Genomic DNA, 18,844 nt, shown 5'->3' on the forward strand with positions numbered 1-18,844 from the left:
CGGCTTTTTTACGGGTACGCTTTGTGTACTTGCCCTTCTGAAGCCCGAATCCATGACCGAACCTGCGCTGCTGCCCCGCCCGCAACTTCGACGCATGCTGCGCAAGGCCCGCCGCGCACTGACACCCAGTCAGCAACGCCAGGCCGCTCGCGGGCTGTACAAGCAATTGGCCCAGCAACCGCTGTTTCGCCGCGCAAAACATATCTCTCTGTATCTGCCCACTGACGGTGAAATCGACCCGCGTGTTTTGCTGCGTGCCGCTCAACGTCGGGGCAAGGCGACTTATCTGCCGGTGCTCAGCGCCTGGCCACGAACCAAAATGGTGTTCCAGCGGATTCGTCCCGGCGAAAAACTCAAACCCAACCGCTTTCGTATTCTCGAACCCCGGCACAACCTCGCCCGGCAACGCAAAGTCTGGGCGCTTGATCTGGTGTTGTTGCCATTGGTGGGATTTGACGATGTCGGTGGACGCCTGGGCATGGGCGGTGGTTTCTATGATCGAAGCCTGGCGTACCTGGCACGACGTAAAAACTGGCGCAAGCCGACGCTATTGGGGCTGGCCCATGAATGTCAGAAGGTCGAACGATTGGCTCAAGCGAGCTGGGATGTGCCGTTGCAGGGAACGGTGACAGACAAGGCGCGGTATTTTGCCGGCTAGACGCCACTGGAATCAGCGGCGTCCGAAGACAGTTTCAGCGTTTGAAGGCCGACGGCTGTTGTTGCTGCGCGATTTCGATCGGAGCGTCGGTCTTGTTGCTCCACAGGCTTTGGGCATAGCCAGTGGTCACGACGCCGAGGCCGAACAAAATAACCAATATCCATAGTAAATCCGGTTTGCGTTTCATCGATTGCCCCCCAAAGGCACATCAACACGATGACAGCAGCGGTTTCCGTTGTAGGTGTAGGCCGTGCAGCAGCGTCAAGCTTAGAAGGCCGGCATTTTGCGACAACGTGAACCGACACGCAAACGCTGGCGTCAACCGACCGTCGGTTTGTCATAAAATTCCCCGACAACTTGCCCACCCACTTCGCAAGGAGCAAAAACCATGGCTTATTGGCTGATGAAATCCGAGCCCGACGAACTCTCGATCAAGGGTCTGGAGACGCTTGGCAAAGCGCGCTGGGACGGGGTTCGCAACTACCAGGCGCGTAATTTTCTGCGGGCCATGGCCGTGGGCGACGAGTTTTTCTTCTATCACTCAAGCTGCCCCGAACCGGGGATCGCCGGGATCGGAAAGATCGTCGAAGCCGCGTATCCGGACCCGACGGCGCTGGAGCCGGAGAGTCATTACTACGATCCGAAGGCCACGGCAGAGAAAAACGCCTGGAGCGCGATCGATGTCGCGCATGTCGAGACGTTTCCCAAAGTGCTTAAGCTGGATTATCTGAAGCAGCAGACCGCGCTAGCCGAGATGCCGCTGGTGCAGAAAGGCTCGCGACTGTCGGTGATGCCAGTGACGGCCGAGCAGTGGGCAGCAGTTATCGCGTTGCGCTGACGGGCGCCAAAAGATCGCAGCCTTCGGCAGCTCCTACGCCGAGCGCGGTTCCCTGTAGGCGCTGCTGAAGGCTGCGATCTTGGCAATCAATCAGACAAACCAAGGCTCACTGAATAATCAGGTTGTTGAACAACAGATCCTCAACCACCGGCTTGCCGGTTTCGTCATTCATGATTTGCTGGGTCTGCTTAAGGGCTTCCTGACGCAGCTTTTCCTTGGCCTCGACGTTGTTCATCGCTTCAGTCGTCTGCTGGGCGAACAACGCCACCAGTTGATTACGAATCAACGGCTCATTGGCTTTCACCAGTTTGGTCGCCTCCTCACCGGTCACTCGCAATGCCACATCGGCCTTGTAGACCTTGAGCTTCGGCGTGCCGTCCAGCCCGTAGTTGCCCACGAACGGCGGGCTCAGGGTGATGTAATTGACCTTCGGAGCTGCACCTTCTTTGGCTTCTTCGGCCATCGCTGCCAAAGGCAGAGACAGGGCCAGCAACAACATGATCCACGCTTTCACAATTCGCTCCTTATCCGGTTTGCGGCCTAGCATAACGACCCGCCGCTCAAGCACAAGCTTATGGCTGACTATCAGGGCCGGGCATGCTCGTTGACCCATCGACTCACACACCTACACTTATCGGCCATCACTCCCAAAGGAATAGCCCTGATGAAAGCCGTGCTGTGCAAAGCCTTCGGCCCTGCCGAATCGCTGGTGCTGGAAGACGTCGCCAGTCCTGTCGCGAAGAAGAATGAAATCCTGCTGGATGTGCACGCCGCCGGGGTGAATTTCCCGGACACGTTGATCATCGAGGGCAAATATCAGTTCAAGCCGCCCTTCCCGTTTTCCCCGGGCGGCGAAGCGGCTGGCGTGGTCAGCGAAGTAGGCGAAAAGCTCAGCCACCTCAAGGTCGGCGATCGGGTCATGGCGCTGACCGGCTGGGGCAGTTTCGCCGAACAGGTCGCGGTACCGGGCTACAACGTGCTGCCCATTCCGCCATCGATGGACTTCAACACCGCCGCCGCGTTCAGCATGACTTACGGCACTTCGATGCACGCGCTCAAGCAACGGGGCAACCTGCAACCGGGTGAAACCTTGCTGGTACTCGGCGCTTCCGGCGGTGTCGGTCTGGCCGCCGTGGAAATCGGCAAAGCCATGGGCGCCCGCGTGATCGCCGCCGCCAGCAGCGCCGAAAAACTCGCCGTGGCCAAGGCTGCCGGTGCCGATGAGCTGATCAACTACAGCGAAACCAGCCTCAAGGACGAAATCAAGCGCCTGACCGATGGCCAGGGCGCCGATGTGATCTACGATCCGGTGGGCGGCGATCTGTTCGACCAGGCCATCCGCGCCATTGCGTGGAACGGCCGCCTTCTGGTGGTGGGCTTTGCCAGCGGTCGCATCCCCGAACTCCCCGTGAACCTCGCGTTGCTCAAAGGTGCAGCCGTGGTCGGCGTGTTCTGGGGCTCGTTTGCCCAGCGCCAGCCACAAGACAACGCGGCGAACTTCCAGCAATTATTTGGCTGGTTTGCCGAGGGCAAATTGAAGCCGTTGGTGTCGCAGGTGTATCCACTGAGCAATGCGGCGCAGGCGATCAATGATCTTGGCCAGCGCAAAGCGGTTGGGAAGGTGGTGGTTCAGGTTCGTTGAGCCGAAGCGGTCTGGGCTCCGAGAGGTTGTTCAGACCGCTTTTTATTGGTTTTTTGCTAGAGCAAATTGCGGATGTCTTGAGGTAAAAAACTCATGTATCTGCGCATAGGGTTGTTCAGGCAGTTCCTGGCGATGGTCGGCGCACGCTTGTTCAGCTTGGCGATCATTTCTAGACGCTGCTCATTTGAAAGTTGCTTTTGGAAGAATGAGTTTGAAAGATAGGCACGGGTGAAGTGAAACGGCGCTGTATCTGCCAACGCATACTCCGGCGCATGAACAAATTTCTCGTTGACCTCCCGACACTTCACTTCTTTGAGCCATTGATTGACGTCACTTGGCATATCCAGACGAAACACCATCGGCGCCCTGACTTCCTGCTCCGCCGGCTTGTTCTCTTCGACCCTCCAAGGCTTGAATCGCCACTGCTCTACCGCAACCCTGGCTGCTTCGGCCAACTCAGGATGATTGCTTTGTAGAATATTCACCTTGGTAACCGAACCGTCGGCCTTGACGATAAAGCTGACTTGGATGTCCCCGATTATCCCGGCCCGTTGAAGCTGGCTCGGATATATCGGCTTGGGATTGTGCTCAGGTATCAGAAAAACCTCACCAGCCCTGCTAACAATGGACACCACAACCAACAGCAAGCACGCCAACCACCGCATAACCTCTCCCTTCGCGACTGAACCGCCAGACTTGGCATCAGCGCATAGGTTAAAGCTCAAGCAGCCAAAACTGAACGCCATGGCTTCCTGTTCCCACGCAGGACATTTCCCAAGCCCTCGCCCTACGTTGCGCGAAAAAAGCCGCATGAAGGCTCGCAAGTAACGATTCCCACAACGCCCTACATTTATACCTGAGCGACATGTTCATAAAAGAACATGCAATCTCCAGCATTTCCGCTATTTGGCCGATGCGAACCGGTGCTATTTTCGGTAACGAAACTGTAACATTCGCATCCGCAGTCAAAACAAGAAATCTGGAGCTCTTGAATGTTTGCTTTCTTTCGTCCTGCCGCACATCAGGCTCCATTGCCTGAAGAAAAAATTGATGACACGTACAAACGCCTTCGCTGGCAGATCTTCGCCGGGATATTCATTGGGTATGCGGGTTACTACCTGCTGCGCAAGAACTTCACCCTGGCGTTCCCTGACCTGATTGCCCAAGGCTACACAAAGGGTCAACTGGGCGTGGCCATGTCGGCGATTGCAATCGCCTACGGTCTGTCCAAGTTTTTGATGGGCATCGTGTCCGACCGCTCCAACCCGCGTTACTTCCTGCCCTTTGGCCTGGTAGTTTCCGCCGGGGTCATGTTCGTGTTCGGTTTCGCACCTTGGGCAACGTCCAGCGTGACCATGATGTTCATCCTGTTGTTCATCAACGGCTGGGCGCAAGGCATGGGCTGGCCGCCGAGCGGGCGGACCATGGTGCATTGGTGGTCGCAGAAAGAACGCGGCCAGGTGGTGTCGGTGTGGAACACTGCACATAACGTGGGCGGCGGTTTGATCGGCCCACTGGCGATTCTCGGCATGGGCTGGTTCAACGACTGGCACAGCAAGTTCTACGTACCTGCCGCCGTGGCGCTTCTGGTCGCCGTGTTTGCCTTCATTGTGATGCGTGATACACCGCAATCGACCGGCCTACCGCCAATCGAGAAATACAAAAACGATTACCCGGACGGCTACGACGCCAGCCACGAAGAGGAATTCAGCGCCAAGGACATCTTCGTCAAATACGTGCTGCGCAACAAAATGCTCTGGTTCATCGCCCTGGCCAACGTCTTCGTCTACCTGCTGCGCTACGGCATCCTCGACTGGGCGCCGACCTACCTCAAAGAGGTCAAGCACTTCGATTTCGACAAGACGTCGTGGGCTTACTTCCTGTACGAGTGGGCCGGTATTCCGGGCACGCTGTTGTGCGGCTGGATGTCGGACAAAATCTTCCGTGGCAACCGTGGCCTGACCGGCATGGTGTTCATGGCGTTGGTGACCGTTGCGACGATCGTGTACTGGCTGAATCCGCCGGGCAACCCGATGATCGACATGATTTCGCTGTTCGCCATCGGCTTCCTGATCTACGGCCCGGTGATGCTGGTCGGCTTGCAGGCGCTGGAGTTGGTGCCGAAGAAAGCCGCCGGTACTGCCGCAGGCTTTACCGGTCTGTTCGGCTATCTGGGTGGTTCAGTCGCGGCCAGTGCTTTGATGGGTTACACCGTGGACTATTTCGGCTGGGATGGCGGTTTCATTCTGTTGGTCGTTGCCTGCCTGCTGGCGATGGCGTTCCTCGCGCCCACGCTGGGCCACAAAAACGTCGCCAGTCAGAGTCGCGAAGCAATCGCCTGATCGGCCTTTGATTTGCAGCGCTTGAGCCGCGCCTCCAGATTCCGGTCTGGCATGGCGTGGCTACGCAGGGCGTGGGCGGTCTGCTCGACATAATCGCGAGTAGTGCCGTAACGCCCGCAAGCGTTTTCGAACACGTGGCTCAGCACGTGATCCGGCAAGTTGCCCGCATAGCTGGGCAGATGCCGCTCCAATACAAACCCCAACGCCTGAACCTGACTTCCGTCTTCAAGACGGCAGTTGAGCCAGTGTGGGCGATAGGACGGGAATGGCATTTCGCGCTGCCAAAGTGCGTAAAGGGAGGCTTCAAGTTGTTCTTCAGGCAAGCGATAGGCGAAGCCGCTGCAAGAACCACCGCGATCCAGGCCGAACACCAGCCCAGGCACTTCGGGTGTGCCGCGATGTTCGTGGGACCACAAATACAAACCGCGATGGTAGCCATGCACACGACCACGCACTCGCTCCACCGCTGCACATTCGGGACGCCAGATCAGCGAACCGTAAGCGAACAGCCACACCGGCCCGCCCTTGTGGCGCGCCATCGTCGACTGCATTGAGCTGAGCAATTGTTCGTGCGTGAGCTGCGGCCCCAGATCGAGCCGCGGAGGGTAAGCCAGATTCAAAAAAGCAGATTCAATGGCGCTCATGGCGATTAGCGTTCAGCTCCCCGCGGGTGAAGAATTACTTAATAGAACGCACCGCTGTAACAATAAGGCACATATGTTTTAAGGCAATTTAAGTGCCATGGCACAGTTCTTAAATATTTGCCTGGATGACATATAACCTACCGGCATTTATATAATTCTATAAATACCGATCGGCTATATAGGGAGTTATAACGATTAGAAGCGGGGATCAAGATCGCGGATCAAGATCGAGGCGCGTATGCAAATACATCCGCGCGCATTTGATGAGCGTCCATCCCGGCGCCGACCAAAGCATCCAGCGTGCCGTAGACCATGGCCGGAGAGCCGCTGGCGTAGACATGCAAGGGTTTCAGATCCGGGAAGTCTTCACACACCGCCTCATGCAACATCCCGCAGCGCCCCTGCCAGCCGCATTGATCGCTGACGACTTTATGCAGGAATAGATTGGGCAGTTTCAGCCATTCATCCCAATGTTCGATGGCATAAAAATCTTCAGGACGACGCACGCCCCAATACAGATGCACCGGATGTTTGAAGCCCGTTGCACGGCAATGTTCGATCAGGCTATGGATCTGGCCCATGCCGGTGCCCGCAGCGATCAGCACCAGCGGACCCTCCGGCAGTTCCGCCAGATGGGTGTCGCCGAACGGCATTTCGATCCGCACCATCGGGTTGCGTTGCAACTGGTCGATCAGGCTCAGCGCACTGCTTTCGCGCGCCAGCACATGAATTTCCAGATCGCGCCCGCCATGTGGCGCCGAGGCCAGGGAGAACGCGGATTTCTCGCCGTTCTCGCGCTCGATCATCAGGTACTGACCGGCGTGATAGCGCGGCGGCTTGCCGGCCGGCGCTCGCAGACGCACACGCCAGGTATCGCCGCCGACGTCCCTGCATTCAATGACCTGACACGACAAGCTGCGCACCGGCAATTCTCCCAGCGCGAGCACGCCATCCCACAGCACGATGCAGTCTTCCAGCGGCTCTGCAATGCAAGTGTAGAACTCGCCATGGTCGCGCACACCGCCTTCCTGTTCGACCCGCCCTTCCACCAGCAGTGCGGCGCACACGTGGCAATTACCGTTTCGACAGCTTTGCGGGCATTCATAGCCCAAACGCCGCGCGCCATCGAGAATCCGCTCGCCGGGCAGAATCTTTAGCACTGCTCCGGAGGGCTGCAAGGTTACACGCATCAATCTATTCCTAACTGATTCCAGATGGCATCGATCCGCTGGGTAACGGCTTCGTCCTTGACGATCACCCGGCCCCACTCGCGAGTGGTTTCGCCCGGCCATTTATGCGTGGCATCGAGCCCCATCTTCGAACCCAGGCCGGAAACCGGCGAGGCGAAGTCCAGGTAATCGATCGGCGTGTTGTCGATCATCACCGTGTCGCGCTTGGGGTCCATGCGCGTGGTGATGGCCCAGATCACGTCGTTCCAGTCGCGCGCGTTGATATCGTCGTCTGTGACGATAACGAACTTGGTGTACATGAACTGTCGCAAAAACGACCAGACACCGAGCATTACCCGCTTGGCATGGCCGGGATACGACTTCTTCATGGTCACGATGGCCATGCGGTACGAGCAGCCTTCGGGCGGCAGGTAGAAGTCGGTGATCTCGGGGAACTGCTTCTGCAGGATCGGCACGAACACTTCGTTCAGCGCCACGCCGAGAATCGCCGGTTCATCCGGTGGACGGCCGGTGTAGGTGCTGTGATAAATCGGTTTGATCCGGTGGGTGATGCGCTCGACGGTGAACACCGGGAAGCTGTCGACTTCGTTGTAGTAGCCGGTGTGGTCGCCGTATGGACCTTCGTCAGCCATTTCGCCCGGATGGATCACGCCTTCAAGGATGATCTCGGCGGTCGCCGGAACCTGCAAGTCGTTGCCACGGCATTTCACCAGCTCGGTGCGGTTGCCGCGCAACAGGCCGGCGAAAGCGTATTCGGAGAGGCTGTCCGGCACAGGAGTCACCGCGCCGAGAATGGTCGCCGGGTCAGCACCCAGCGCCACGGACACCGGGAACGGCTGGCCAGGATGCTTCTCGCACCACTCGCGGTAATCCAGCGCGCCGCCACGGTGGCTCAGCCAGCGCATGATGACCTTGTTGCGGCCAATCACTTGCTGACGGTAGATACCGAGGTTCTGGCGATCCTTGTTCGGACCTTTGGTGACGGTCAGACCCCAGGTGATCAGCGGGCCGACGTCGCCCGGCCAGCAGGTCTGCACCGGCAGCATCGCGAGGTCGACGTCGTCGCCTTCGATGACCACTTCCTGGCACACCGCGTCTTTGACGACTTTCGGTGCCATGGCGATGATCTTGCGGAAGATCGGCAGCTTGGACCAGGCATCCTTCAGGCCTTTCGGCGGCTCGGGTTCCTTGAGGAACGCCAGCAGCTTGCCGATCTCGCGCAATTCGCTGACCGCTTCTGCGCCCATGCCCAGCGCCACGCGCTCAGGGGTGCCGAACAGGTTGCCGAGTACCGGGATGTCATAACCCGTCGGCTTTTCGAAAAGCAGGGCCGGACCTTTGGCACGCAGGGTGCGGTCGCAGACCTCGGTCATTTCGAGTACTGGGGACACCGGAACCTGGATGCGCTTGAGTTCGCCGCGCTTTTCCAGGCCGCTGATAAAGTCGCGCAAGTCGCGATACTGCATGCGTGAGCCTCGTATTGGCCGTGCCGTTCGGGGGTGGCAGTTTAGCGCCGAACCCCTCTATTCAGAACCACGAACTGCCGGTTCATCAAAAATCAGATAGCAAAAAGCCGGGTTTCCCCGGCTTTTGCTGACTTTCTGCGATTTACTTGCGTTTCATCGACAGGAAGAACTCATCGTTGGTCTTGGTCGTTTTCAACTTGTCGACCAGGAACTCGATGGCAGCGATTTCGTCCATCGGGTGCAGCAGCTTGCGAAGGATCCACATGCGCTGCAACTCGTCGTCGGCAGTCAGCAACTCTTCGCGGCGGGTGCCGGAACGGTTGATGTTGATGGCCGGGAAGACGCGTTTTTCAGCGATACGACGATCCAGCGGCAGTTCCATGTTGCCCGTGCCTTTGAATTCTTCGTAGATCACTTCGTCCATCTTCGAGCCGGTTTCAACCAGCGCGGTGGCGATGATGGTCAGCGAACCGCCTTCTTCGATGTTCCGCGCGGCGCCGAAGAAACGTTTCGGTTTCTCCAGGGCGTGGGCATCGACACCACCGGTGAGCACTTTGCCGGAGCTCGGGATCACGGTGTTGTAGGCGCGAGCCAGACGGGTGATGGAGTCGAGCAGGATCACCACGTCCTTCTTGTGTTCGACCAGGCGCTTGGCCTTCTCGATCACCATTTCGGCAACCTGCACGTGGCGGGTTGGCGGCTCATCGAACGTCGAGGCAACCACTTCGCCGCGCACGGTGCGCTGCATTTCGGTTACTTCTTCCGGACGTTCGTCGATCAGCAATACGATCAGATGAACTTCAGGATTGTTACGCGCGATGTTGGCTGCGATGTTCTGCAGCATGATGGTTTTACCGGCTTTCGGCGGTGCAACGATCAGACCGCGCTGGCCTTTGCCGATCGGGGCGCACAGGTCGATGACACGACCGGTCAAGTCTTCGGTGGAACCGTTGCCGGCTTCCATCTTCATGCGCACGGTCGGGAACAGCGGGGTCAGGTTCTCGAAGAGAATCTTGTTTTTCGCGTTCTCGGGACGATCGTAGTTGATCGTGTCGACCTTGAGCAGCGCGAAATAACGCTCGCCTTCCTTTGGAGGACGGATCTTGCCAACGATGGTGTCACCGGTGCGCAAGTTGAAGCGACGGATCTGACTCGGCGAGACGTAGATATCGTCTGGGCCGGCGAGATAGGAAGCGTCAGCGGAGCGAAGGAAGCCGAAGCCGTCCTGGAGAATCTCCAGCACGCCATCACCGGAGATTTCCTCGCCGCTTTTAGCGTGCTTTTTGAGCAGGGAGAAAATCACGTCCTGCTTGCGCGAACGGGCCATATTTTCTATGCCCATCTGTTCGGCCAATTCGAGCAGTTCGGTAATCGGCTTTTGCTTGAGTTCAGTCAGATTCATATAGGAATGACGTAATCATTTATGGAGGGGGGGAAATTAAGCTTTTGGCTTAATGAGGCCGCGCCGCAGAGAAGGCGACAGGATCGCGTACTTATTCGAAAAGGAGTGCGTCGGCGACGGCTAGCAGGGGGCAGTGGAGAAACCAGTGCGGGGCCGAATGTACCACCTGAGTTTCGGAGCGTCTAGCCCTCAATAACGAAAAGGCCCCGCGATGTGCGGGGCCTTTTTGATGACGCTTTAAACGACGCTTAGATGTTGGCGTCGAGGAAGGCAGCCAGTTGCGACTTCGACAGTGCGCCGACCTTGGTCGCTTCAACGTTGCCGTTCTTGAACAGCATCAGAGTCGGGATACCACGCACGCCATGCTTGGCCGGGGTTTCCTGGTTTTCGTCGATGTTCAGTTTGGCAACGGTCAGCTTGCCTTTGTAGGTTTCAGCAATTTCGTCCAGAACAGGAGCGATCATTTTGCAAGGGCCGCACCATTCAGCCCAGTAGTCGACCAGTACAGCGCCTTCGGCCTTGAGGACGTCGACGTCGAAGCTAGCGTCGGTGACGTGTTTAATAAGATCGCTGCTCATGGAAGTCTCCAGGTTGTAAGCAAAAAAACGTGGCCCATCATAGCCGCCCTTCCCTCGTTCAGGAAGGTGCAGATGATTGAGTCTCGCTATGGTGCCGCATGAGTTTGGGTATAGACCAAGTCACGAGGTGGCGGGAGCGACGAAGGCAATTCCGGTGCGCAGTGCCGCGTTACGCACATGTTCGTGCATGGCCTTCTGCGCTGCGCCGGACGCCCGCCGGGCTAGCGCACGAAGGATTTTGCGGTGTTCCTGCCAGGTTTCCATGGCCCGCTCGGCCCGGATGAACGGTAGTTTCTGGCTCTCTAGAAAGATGTCGGCGCTGGCGGTCAGGATGCTCAGCATCGCCTGATTGCCGCTCGCCAGCAGGATGCGCCGATGAAATTCGAAATCCAGTCGCGCCGCGGCCTCGAAGTCACCGGCCTTCAATTCGATGCGCATGGCGGCGACGTTATCTTCCAGTGCATCGAGCTCGTGAGTACTCAGGGTCACCGCCGCCAAACCGGCCGCAAAGCCTTCCAGGGCATAGCGCAACTGAAAGATGTCCAGCGGCGAGGCTTGCGCCGCAAATGGCCAACTCAGCGTCGCATCACCTCGCGGCAAATCAACCGGCGACTGCACGAACACACCTTTGCCAGGCTGGATGCTGATCACCCCCAACGCACTCAATGACGACAACGCTTCGCGCAACGACGCCCGACTGACCCCCAATTGCACCGCCAAATCCCGTTGCGAGGGCAAGGCATCCCCAGGCCCGAAGCCCTGTTCGGCGATCAGTTTACGGATGGCTTGCAGCGCCACTTCAGGTACGGCGCGGGAGATCGAGTTCATGGTTTTTCAGACGAACCAGGCCAATGAGCGGTTAGTTGTAAAGCTATTCGCGACGCCCGGCAAGTCGTGCCCCATGGGGGTTCGGAGATTTTCATGGATGCGCTATCGGGGTGCGAAACGCCGCTCAACTGTTCAGACCAGTAAGACCGAGAAACATCAGCAAAACCGTGGCCTTGCGCCCCCAAAACCCGATGTTGGCACGGCCCATGCTCTGTCGATCCGCAGAATTCACTTCTCGCCGATTCGGAGATTTGCCATGACCCAGCGTTACAGCGCCCTCCTCGCAGCCCTGTTTGCCAGCCTGATGCTGAGCCAGGCGCCCGCCCACGCCGACGGTCTGGAGGATGTGGTCAAGCGCGGCGTCCTCAAGGTGGCCGTGCCTCAGGACTTTCCGCCCTTCGGCTCGGTCGGCCCGGACATGAAACCGCGCGGCCTCGATATCGACACCGCCAAGCTGCTGGCCGACCAACTCAAGGTCAAACTCGAACTGACGCCGGTCAACAGCACCAACCGCATCCCGTTCCTGACCACCGGCAAAGTCGATCTGGTGATCTCCAGCCTCGGCAAGAACCCCGAGCGCGAGAAGGTCATCGACTTCTCCCGTGCCTACGCGCCGTTTTACCTTGCCGTATTCGGTCCGCCGGATGCCGACATCAAAGACCTGGACGACCTCAAGGGAAAAACCATCAGCGTCACCCGTGGCGCCATCGAAGACATCGAGCTGACCAAAGTCGCGCCCGAAGGCGTGACCATCAAGCGCTTCGAAGACAACAACTCGACCATCGCCGCTTACCTCGCCGGGCAAGTTGACCTGATCGCCAGTGGCAACGTGGTGATGGTGACCATCAGCGAACGCAACCCGAAACGCATTCCGGCGCTGAAAGTGAAGCTCAAGGATTCGCCGGTCTACGTCGGTGTGAACAAAAACGAGCCGGCGCTGCTGGACAAGGTCAACCAGATCCTCGCCACCGCCAAGACCGACGGCGCGCTGGAGAAGAACTCCCGGACCTGGCTCAAAGAGCCGCTGCCAGCCGATCTCTGATCGTCGTTGCGGAGACTGAACATGGCTTATCAGTTCGATTTCATACCGGTGGTGCAAAACACCGACCTGCTGCTGCGCGGTGCGCTGTTCACCCTTGAACTGACGGCCATCGGCGCGGTGCTCGGGGTGGGTCTGGGCATCGTCGGGGCGCTGGTGCGGGCGTGGAACATCCGCCCGTTCGCCGGCATTTTTGGGGTCTATGTCGAGTTGATCCGCAACACGCCGTTTCTGGTGCAGTTGTTTTTCATCTTCTTCGGCCTGCCGTCACTGGGTGTGCAGATTTCGGAATGGCAGGCGGCGGTGCTGGCGATGGTGATCAACCTGGGCGCTTATTCCACCGAGATCATCCGTGCCGGCATTCAAGCAATCCCTCGAGGACAGCTTGAAGCCGCTGCGGCGCTGGCAATGTCGCGTTTCGAAGCCTTTCGCCACGTGGTGCTGCTGCCGTCGCTGGGCAAGGTTTGGCCGGCATTGAGCAGCCAGATCATCATCGTGATGCTGGGTTCGGCGGTCTGCTCGCAGATCGCCACCGAAGAGCTGAGCTTCGCCGCCAACTTCATTCAGTCGCGCAACTTCCGCGCCTTTGAAACCTACGCCCTGACCACGCTGGTCTACCTGTGCATGGCGCTAATGATCCGCCAGTTGCTGAACTGGATTGGCCGCCGTTTTGTCGCAAGGAGCAGCCAATGAGCGATTTCACGTTCTGGGACGTCGTACGCAACCTGCTCACCGGCCTGCAATGGACCCTGGCGCTGTCGCTGGTGGCGTTTATCGGTGGTGGATTGATCGGCTTGCTGATCATGGTCATGCGCATCTCGAAAAAATCCCTGCCGCGCAGCTTCGCCCGCACCTATATCGAATTGTTCCAGGGCACGCCGCTGTTGATGCAGCTGTTTCTGGTGTTCTTCGGCGTGGCGTTGGCCGGGGTGGAGATTTCGCCGTGGATGGCCGCGGCGATTGCCCTGACGCTGTTCACCAGCGCCTACCTGGCGGAGATCTGGCGCGGTTGCGTCGAATCGATCCCCAACGGCCAGTGGGAAGCCTCGTCGAGCCTGGCCCTGAATCCGCTGGAGCAACTGCGTTACGTGATCCTGCCGCAAGCGCTACGGATCGCCGTAGCTCCGACGGTGGGTTTCTCGGTGCAAGTGGTCAAAGGCACCGCCGTCACCTCGATCATCGGCTTCACCGAACTGACCAAGACCGGCGGCATGCTCGCCAACGCAACCTTCGAACCGTTCATGGTCTACGGCCTCGTGGCCCTCGGTTATTTCCTGCTCTGCTACCCCTTGTCCCTCAGTGCCCGCTACCTGGAAAGGAGACTGCATGCCTCTGCTTAGAATCTCGGCCCTGCATAAATATTACGGCGACCACCACGTGCTCAAAGGCATCGACCTGAGTGTCGAGGAAGGCCAGGTCGTGGCGATCATCGGCCGCAGCGGCTCGGGAAAATCCACGTTGCTGCGCACCCTCAATGGCCTGGAATCGATCAACGACGGCGTGATTGAAGTCGACGGCGAATACCTCGACGCCGCCCGTGCCGATCTGCGCAGCTTGCGACAGAAAGTCGGGATGGTGTTTCAGCAGTTCAACCTGTTCCCGCACCTGACGGTCGGCGAGAACGTGATGCTCGCGCCGCAAGTGGTGCAGAAAGCGCCAAAAGCCAAAGCAGCCGAACTGGCGCGGGAGATGTTGGAACGGGTCGGGCTGGGGGAAAAATTCGATGCCTTCCCGGATCGATTGTCTGGCGGGCAGCAACAGCGAGTGGCGATTGCCCGGGCGCTGGCGATGTCGCCGAAGGTCTTGCTGTGCGATGAGATTACCTCGGCGCTGGACCCGGAATTGGTCAATGAAGTGCTGAGCGTGGTCCGGCAACTGGCCAAGGAAGGGATGACGTTGATTATGGTCACCCATGAGATGCGTTTTGCCCGGGAGGTTGGGGATAAGTTGGTGTTCATGCATCAGGGCAAGGTGCATGAGGTGGGAGACCCGAAGATTCTGTTCGCCAACCCGCAGACGGCGGAGCTGGCGAATTTCATTGGGACGGTGGAAGCAGCCGGTTAAGGCTTTTGTGGCGAGGGGGCTTGCCCCCGTTGGGCTACGAAGTAGCCCCAAAACCATTCACATCGACTCCAGATAGACCTCGCATGCAGGTTTTACGACTGCTGCGCAGCCGAACGGGGGCAAGCCCCCTCGCCACAGGGGTGAGCTGGATCAAGGCTTTGAACACTGCGCGTTGGCGGCAGCGTTTGATCGTGGCACGATGTCGAGGTTATCGACCGAGACCCCCTGACCATGCCGCAATCCCAAGCCAAGAATCTGTCCCTGATCGCCGCAATCGACCTGGGCTCCAACAGCTTTCACATGGTCGTGGCCAAGGCCCAGAACGGCGAAATCCGTATTCTCGAACGACTCGGGGAGAAGGTTCAGCTGGCCGCCGGCATCGACGATGAGCGTCAGCTCAGTGAAGAATCCATGCAACGCGGGCTCGATTGCCTGAAGCGTTTCGCCCAACTGATCAGCGGTATGCCGACCGGCGCCGTGCGGATCGTCGGCACCAACGCCTTGCGTGAAGCCCGTAACCGTGGCGAATTTATCCGCCGCGCTGAAGAAATTCTCGGCCACCCAGTGGAAGTCATCTCCGGCCGTGAAGAAGCGCGCCTGATCTACCTCGGCGTGTCCCACACCCTCGCCGACACCCCGGGCAAACGCCTGGTGGCCGACATCGGCGGCGGCAGTACCGAATTCATCATCGGCCAGCGCTTCGAACCGCTGCTGCGCGAAAGCCTGCAGATGGGCTGCGTCAGCTACACCCAGCGCTATTTCAAGGACGGCAAGATCACCCCGGCCCGCTACGCCCAGGCGTACACGGCGGCGCGGCTGGAGATCATGAGCATCGAACACGCCCTGCATCGCCTGACCTGGGATGAAGCCATCGGCTCCTCGGGCACCATCCGCGCCATCGGCCTGGCGCTGAAGGCCGGTGGTCATGGCACGGGCGAGGTGAACGCCCAAGGCCTGGCCTGGCTCAAGCGCAAGCTGATCAAGCTCGGTGATGTCGAGAAGATCGACTTCGAAGGCATCAAGCCTGACCGCCGGGCGATCTTCCCGGCGGGCCTGGCGATTCTCGAAGCGATCTTCGACGCACTCGAGCTGCAACGCATGGACCACTGTGAAGGCGCCCTGCGCGAAGGCGTGCTCTATGACCTGTTGGGCCGTCATCATCACGAAGACGTCCGCGAGCGCACCCTCAGCTCGTTGATGGAGCGTTATCACGTCGATCTGGAACAAGCGGTGCGCGTTGAGCGCAAGGCGCTGCATGCCTTCGATCAAGTGGCTGAGGATTGGGATCTGGATGACGGCGTATGGCGCGAACTGCTGGGCTGGGCCGCCAAGGTCCATGAAGTGGGCCTGGACATCGCTCACTATCACTACCACAAGCACGGCGCGTACTTGATCGAGCACTCGGACCTGGCCGGGTTCTCCCGTGAAGACCAACTGATGCTCGCGCTACTGGTGCGTGGCCACCGACGCAATATCCCCCGGGACAAGTTTGCCGACTTCGGCGATGAAGGCATCAAGCTGATTCGCCTGTGCGTGCTGCTGCGTTTTGCAATTCTGTTCCATCACATCCGCGGCACCCAGGAAATGCCTCAGGTCGTGCTGCAAGCCAATGGCGACAGCCTGGATGTGTTGTTCCCGGAAAACTGGCTGGACGAAAACCAGCTGACTCAGGCCGACTTCGGTCTGGAGGCGGAATGGCTGACCCGCGTTGGCTTCGTGCTCAACGTCCGCTAAAAACTGGAGCGAGCACAATCACTGTGGCGAGGGAGCTTGCTCCCGTTGGACTGCGTAGCAGTCGCTCTTTTTGGGGGCGCTTCGCACCCCAGCGGGAGCAAGCTCCCTCGCCACAGGTATGTAGTTAAAACAAAAATGGCGATCCGCAGGGATCGCCATTTTTTTAGCCGATGTTTGCGTTATCGGACCGCCAGAATCGGGCTACCCAAACGCTCCAGCAGTGTTGCCTGGGCGCTGCGCGGGTTCTGGTTGCCGGTCGGCGTGTTGCGGATGTAACGGCCGTCCGCCTGCAGGCTCCAGCTGTGGGTGTTATCGGTGAGATAAAGCTCCAGCTCTTTCTTGACCCGCAAGATCAGCTTCTTGCCCTCGACCGGGAAGCAAGTCTCGACGCGCTTGTCGAGGTTGCGCTCCATCCAGTCGGCGCTGGACAGGAACATCTGCTCTTCGCCGCCATTGAGGAAGTAGAAGACCCGGGTGTGCTCCAGGAAGCGACCGATGATCGAGCGCACGTGGATGTTGTGCGAAACCCCGGCGATGCCCGGACGCAAGCAGCACATGCCGCGCACCACCAGATCGATACGCACCCCGGACTGGCTGGCCTTGTACAGCGCGCGGATGATCTTCGGATCGGTCAGCGAGTTGAACTTGGCGATGATGTGCGCCGGTTTGCCGTCGAGGGCGAACTGGGTCTCCCGGGCAATCATGTCGAGCATGCCCTTCTTCAGCGTGAACGGCGCGTGCAGCAGCTTCTTCATGCGCAGGGTTTTACCCATGCCGATCAGCTGGCTGAACAGTTTGCCGACGTCTTCGCACAAGGCGTCATCCGAGGTCAGCAAGCTGTAGTCGGTGTACAGACGGGCGTTGGCCGCGTGGTAGTTGCCGGTCCCCAAGTGGGCGTAACGGACAATCTCGCCAGCCTCACGACGCAAGATCAGCATCATCTTGGCGTGGGTCTTGAAGCCGACCACGCCATAGATCACCACCGCACCGGCCGCTTGCAGACGGCTGGCCAGTTGCAGGTTGGACTCTTCGTCGAACCGCGCACGCAACTCGATCACCGCAGTGACTTCCTTGCCGTTACGCGCCGCATCGACCAGCGCATCTACGATTTCCGAGTTGGCGCCGGAGCGGTACAGGGTCTGACGGACCGCCAATACATGCGGGTCCTTGGCAGCCTGGCGCAGCAGGTCGACCACCGGAGTGAAGGACTCGAACGGGTGCAGCAACAGGATGTCCTGCTTGCTGATCACGCTGAAGATGTTCTCGCTGTTCTGCAGCAGTTTCGGGATCTGCGGGGTGAACGGCGTGTATTGCAGCGCTCGCTGGCTGTCCAGACCGGTGATGCTGAACAGGCGGGTCAGGTTGACCGGACCGTTGACCTGATACAGCTCGGTCTCGTGCAGGTTGAACTGCTTGAGCAAGTAGTCGGACAGGTGTTTCGGGCACGTGTCGGCGACTTCCAGGCGCACCGCATCACCGTAGCGACGCGAGAACAACTCACCGCGCAGGGCGCGGGCCAGGTCTTCTACATCTTCGGTGTCGACGGCGAGGTCGGCGTTTCGGGTCAGACGGAACTGGTAGCAGCCCTTGACCTTCATGCCCTGGAACAGGTCATCGGCGTGAGCGTGGATCATCGACGACAGGAACACGTAGTTGTCGCCCGAGCCGCCCACTTCTTCCGGCAACTTGATGACCCGCGGCAGCAGACGTGGCGCCGGGATGATCGCCAGACCGGAATCGCGGCCGAAGGCGTCGATACCTTCGAGCTCGACGATGAAGTTCAGGCTCTTGTTCACCAGCAACGGGAACGGGTGCGTCGGGTCGAGGCCGATCGGGGTAATGATCGGCGCGATCTCGTCGCGGAAATAGCGGCGCACCCAGGTTTTGATCTTGGTGGTCCAGTGACGCCGACGGATGAAGCGGACCTGATGCTTTTCCAGTTCCGGCAACAGAATGTCGTTGAGGATCGCGTACTGGCGGTCGACGTGACCGTGCACCAGTTCGCTGATGCGCGCCAGAGCCTGGTGCGGTTGCAAGCCATCGGCGCCGGCCTGTTCACGGGCGAAGGTGATCTGCTTCTTCAGGCCGGCCACACGAATCTCGAAGAACTCGTCCAGGTTGCTGGAGAAGATCAGCAGAAACTTCAGCCGCTCCAGCAACGGGTAGGATTCATCCAGCGCCTGCTCCAGCACGCGGATGTTGAACTGCAGTTGCGAGAGCTCGCGATGGATGTACAGGCTGCTGTCATCCAGGCCGGGAATGGCAATCGCTGGCGCCGCTATTACGGGCTCGGCCACCACCGCGGGTGGAGCAGGCTCCAGTTCCGGCGGGGTTTCGGCGATTTGCTCCACCACAGGTTGAGCATCTTTTACGGCAACTTCAGTGAGTACTTCGGTATTCATCGAATGTTCCTGGGAGG

At 59.1% G+C, this 18,844-nt stretch carries 19 protein-coding genes; 9 read left to right on the plus strand and 10 right to left on the minus strand.

Annotated elements, in window-relative coordinates; translation table 11 throughout:
* Positions 1 to 52: 52 nt before the first annotated feature.
* On the plus strand, positions 53 to 658 hold the full coding sequence (locus KGB23_RS00490; protein ID WP_140675317.1) for a 5-formyltetrahydrofolate cyclo-ligase: 606 nt from the start codon (positions 53 to 55) through the stop codon (positions 656 to 658).
* Between the two features lie 34 nt (positions 659 to 692).
* Here KGB23_RS00490 and KGB23_RS00495 read toward each other — a convergent pair whose 3' ends face one another.
* A complete protein-coding gene (locus KGB23_RS00495) occupies positions 693 to 845 on the minus strand; it encodes a hypothetical protein (RefSeq protein WP_008024268.1) in 153 nt (50 codons plus the stop codon).
* 201 nt (positions 846 to 1,046) lie between these two features.
* Between KGB23_RS00495 and KGB23_RS00500 the strand changes: the two genes are divergently transcribed.
* The gene (locus tag KGB23_RS00500) at positions 1,047 to 1,496 is read left to right on the plus strand and encodes an EVE domain-containing protein (RefSeq protein WP_223429502.1); all 450 of its coding nucleotides are present in this window, start codon (positions 1,047 to 1,049) and stop codon (positions 1,494 to 1,496) included.
* A 106-nt stretch (positions 1,497 to 1,602) separates the two neighbouring features.
* On the opposite strand, the gene KGB23_RS00505 is transcribed toward KGB23_RS00500, so the two are convergent.
* The gene (locus tag KGB23_RS00505; protein WP_223429503.1) at positions 1,603 to 2,010 is read right to left on the minus strand and encodes a flagellar basal body-associated protein FliL; all 408 of its coding nucleotides are present in this window, start codon (positions 2,008 to 2,010) and stop codon (positions 1,603 to 1,605) included.
* Positions 2,011 to 2,160: 150 nt separating this feature from the next.
* Here KGB23_RS00505 and KGB23_RS00510 point away from each other — a divergent pair, with 150 nt between their 5' ends.
* Positions 2,161 to 3,138: an NADPH:quinone oxidoreductase family protein gene (locus KGB23_RS00510; protein WP_223429504.1), complete on the plus strand. Its 978-nt coding sequence runs from the start codon at positions 2,161 to 2,163 to the stop codon at positions 3,136 to 3,138.
* A 56-nt stretch (positions 3,139 to 3,194) separates the two neighbouring features.
* Here KGB23_RS00510 and KGB23_RS00515 read toward each other — a convergent pair whose 3' ends face one another.
* Positions 3,195 to 3,884 carry an energy transducer TonB gene (locus KGB23_RS00515; RefSeq protein WP_317851602.1) on the minus strand — a complete coding sequence of 230 codons (690 nt, stop codon included), beginning with the start codon at positions 3,882 to 3,884 and terminating at the stop codon, positions 3,195 to 3,197.
* 246 nt (positions 3,885 to 4,130) lie between these two features.
* On the opposite strand from KGB23_RS00515, the gene glpT reads away from it, so the two are divergent.
* Positions 4,131 to 5,480 carry a glycerol-3-phosphate transporter gene (gene glpT, locus KGB23_RS00520; RefSeq protein WP_223429505.1) on the plus strand — a complete coding sequence of 450 codons (1,350 nt, stop codon included), beginning with the start codon at positions 4,131 to 4,133 and terminating at the stop codon, positions 5,478 to 5,480.
* On the opposite strand, the gene KGB23_RS00525 is transcribed toward glpT, so the two are convergent.
* From KGB23_RS00525 to KGB23_RS00550, 6 genes are all read right to left on the minus strand, one after another.
* On the minus strand, positions 5,456 to 6,124 hold the full coding sequence (locus tag KGB23_RS00525) for a gamma-glutamylcyclotransferase (RefSeq protein ID WP_129440131.1): 669 nt from the start codon (positions 6,122 to 6,124) through the stop codon (positions 5,456 to 5,458). The genes glpT and KGB23_RS00525 overlap by 25 nt on opposite strands.
* Before the next feature lie 221 nt (positions 6,125 to 6,345).
* Positions 6,346 to 7,314 (minus strand): CDP-6-deoxy-delta-3,4-glucoseen reductase, encoded by a 969-nt coding sequence (locus KGB23_RS00530; RefSeq protein WP_223429506.1) that lies wholly within the window; start codon positions 7,312 to 7,314, stop codon positions 6,346 to 6,348.
* Positions 7,314 to 8,780, minus strand: a complete 1,467-nt coding sequence (ubiD, locus tag KGB23_RS00535; RefSeq protein ID WP_056738783.1) for a 4-hydroxy-3-polyprenylbenzoate decarboxylase — start codon at positions 8,778 to 8,780, stop codon at positions 7,314 to 7,316. Before ubiD ends, KGB23_RS00530 begins: the two co-directional genes overlap by 1 nt.
* Before the next feature lie 142 nt (positions 8,781 to 8,922).
* Entirely contained in the window at positions 8,923 to 10,182 is a 1,260-nt protein-coding gene (rho, locus tag KGB23_RS00540; protein WP_007942421.1) for a transcription termination factor Rho, read from the minus strand.
* 248 nt (positions 10,183 to 10,430) lie between these two features.
* On the minus strand, positions 10,431 to 10,760 hold the full coding sequence (gene trxA, locus KGB23_RS00545) for a thioredoxin TrxA (RefSeq protein ID WP_008150340.1): 330 nt from the start codon (positions 10,758 to 10,760) through the stop codon (positions 10,431 to 10,433).
* Positions 10,761 to 10,880: 120 nt separating this feature from the next.
* Complete coding sequence (locus KGB23_RS00550; RefSeq protein WP_223429507.1) at positions 10,881 to 11,588, minus strand: FadR/GntR family transcriptional regulator; 708 nt, start codon at positions 11,586 to 11,588, stop codon at positions 10,881 to 10,883.
* Positions 11,589 to 11,844: 256 nt separating this feature from the next.
* Here KGB23_RS00550 and KGB23_RS00555 point away from each other — a divergent pair, with 256 nt between their 5' ends.
* The 5 genes from KGB23_RS00555 (at position 11,845) to ppx (ending at position 16,425) form a co-directional block, all read left to right on the plus strand.
* Positions 11,845 to 12,630, plus strand: coding sequence for a transporter substrate-binding domain-containing protein (locus KGB23_RS00555; protein ID WP_223429508.1), 786 nt, complete (start codon positions 11,845 to 11,847; stop codon positions 12,628 to 12,630).
* 21 nt (positions 12,631 to 12,651) lie between these two features.
* Positions 12,652 to 13,320, plus strand: a complete 669-nt coding sequence (locus KGB23_RS00560) for an amino acid ABC transporter permease (protein WP_223429509.1) — start codon at positions 12,652 to 12,654, stop codon at positions 13,318 to 13,320.
* Positions 13,317 to 13,967, plus strand: a complete 651-nt coding sequence (locus KGB23_RS00565; protein WP_033060645.1) for an amino acid ABC transporter permease — start codon at positions 13,317 to 13,319, stop codon at positions 13,965 to 13,967. The genes KGB23_RS00560 and KGB23_RS00565 overlap by 4 nt, the downstream gene beginning before the upstream one ends.
* Complete coding sequence (locus KGB23_RS00570; RefSeq protein ID WP_140894860.1) at positions 13,954 to 14,691, plus strand: amino acid ABC transporter ATP-binding protein; 738 nt, start codon at positions 13,954 to 13,956, stop codon at positions 14,689 to 14,691. The genes KGB23_RS00565 and KGB23_RS00570 overlap by 14 nt, the downstream gene beginning before the upstream one ends.
* Before the next feature lie 231 nt (positions 14,692 to 14,922).
* The gene (ppx, locus tag KGB23_RS00575; protein WP_223429510.1) at positions 14,923 to 16,425 is read left to right on the plus strand and encodes an exopolyphosphatase; all 1,503 of its coding nucleotides are present in this window, start codon (positions 14,923 to 14,925) and stop codon (positions 16,423 to 16,425) included.
* A 179-nt stretch (positions 16,426 to 16,604) separates the two neighbouring features.
* On the opposite strand, the gene ppk1 is transcribed toward ppx, so the two are convergent.
* Positions 16,605 to 18,827 (minus strand): polyphosphate kinase 1, encoded by a 2,223-nt coding sequence (gene ppk1, locus KGB23_RS00580; RefSeq protein WP_223429511.1) that lies wholly within the window; start codon positions 18,825 to 18,827, stop codon positions 16,605 to 16,607.
* Between the last annotated feature and the right edge of the window lie 17 nt (positions 18,828 to 18,844).

The sequence above is a fragment of the Pseudomonas sp. GL-B-26 genome (genome assembly GCF_019947405.1).
In the GTDB taxonomy this organism is placed as follows: Bacteria; Pseudomonadota; Gammaproteobacteria; order Pseudomonadales; family Pseudomonadaceae; genus Aquipseudomonas.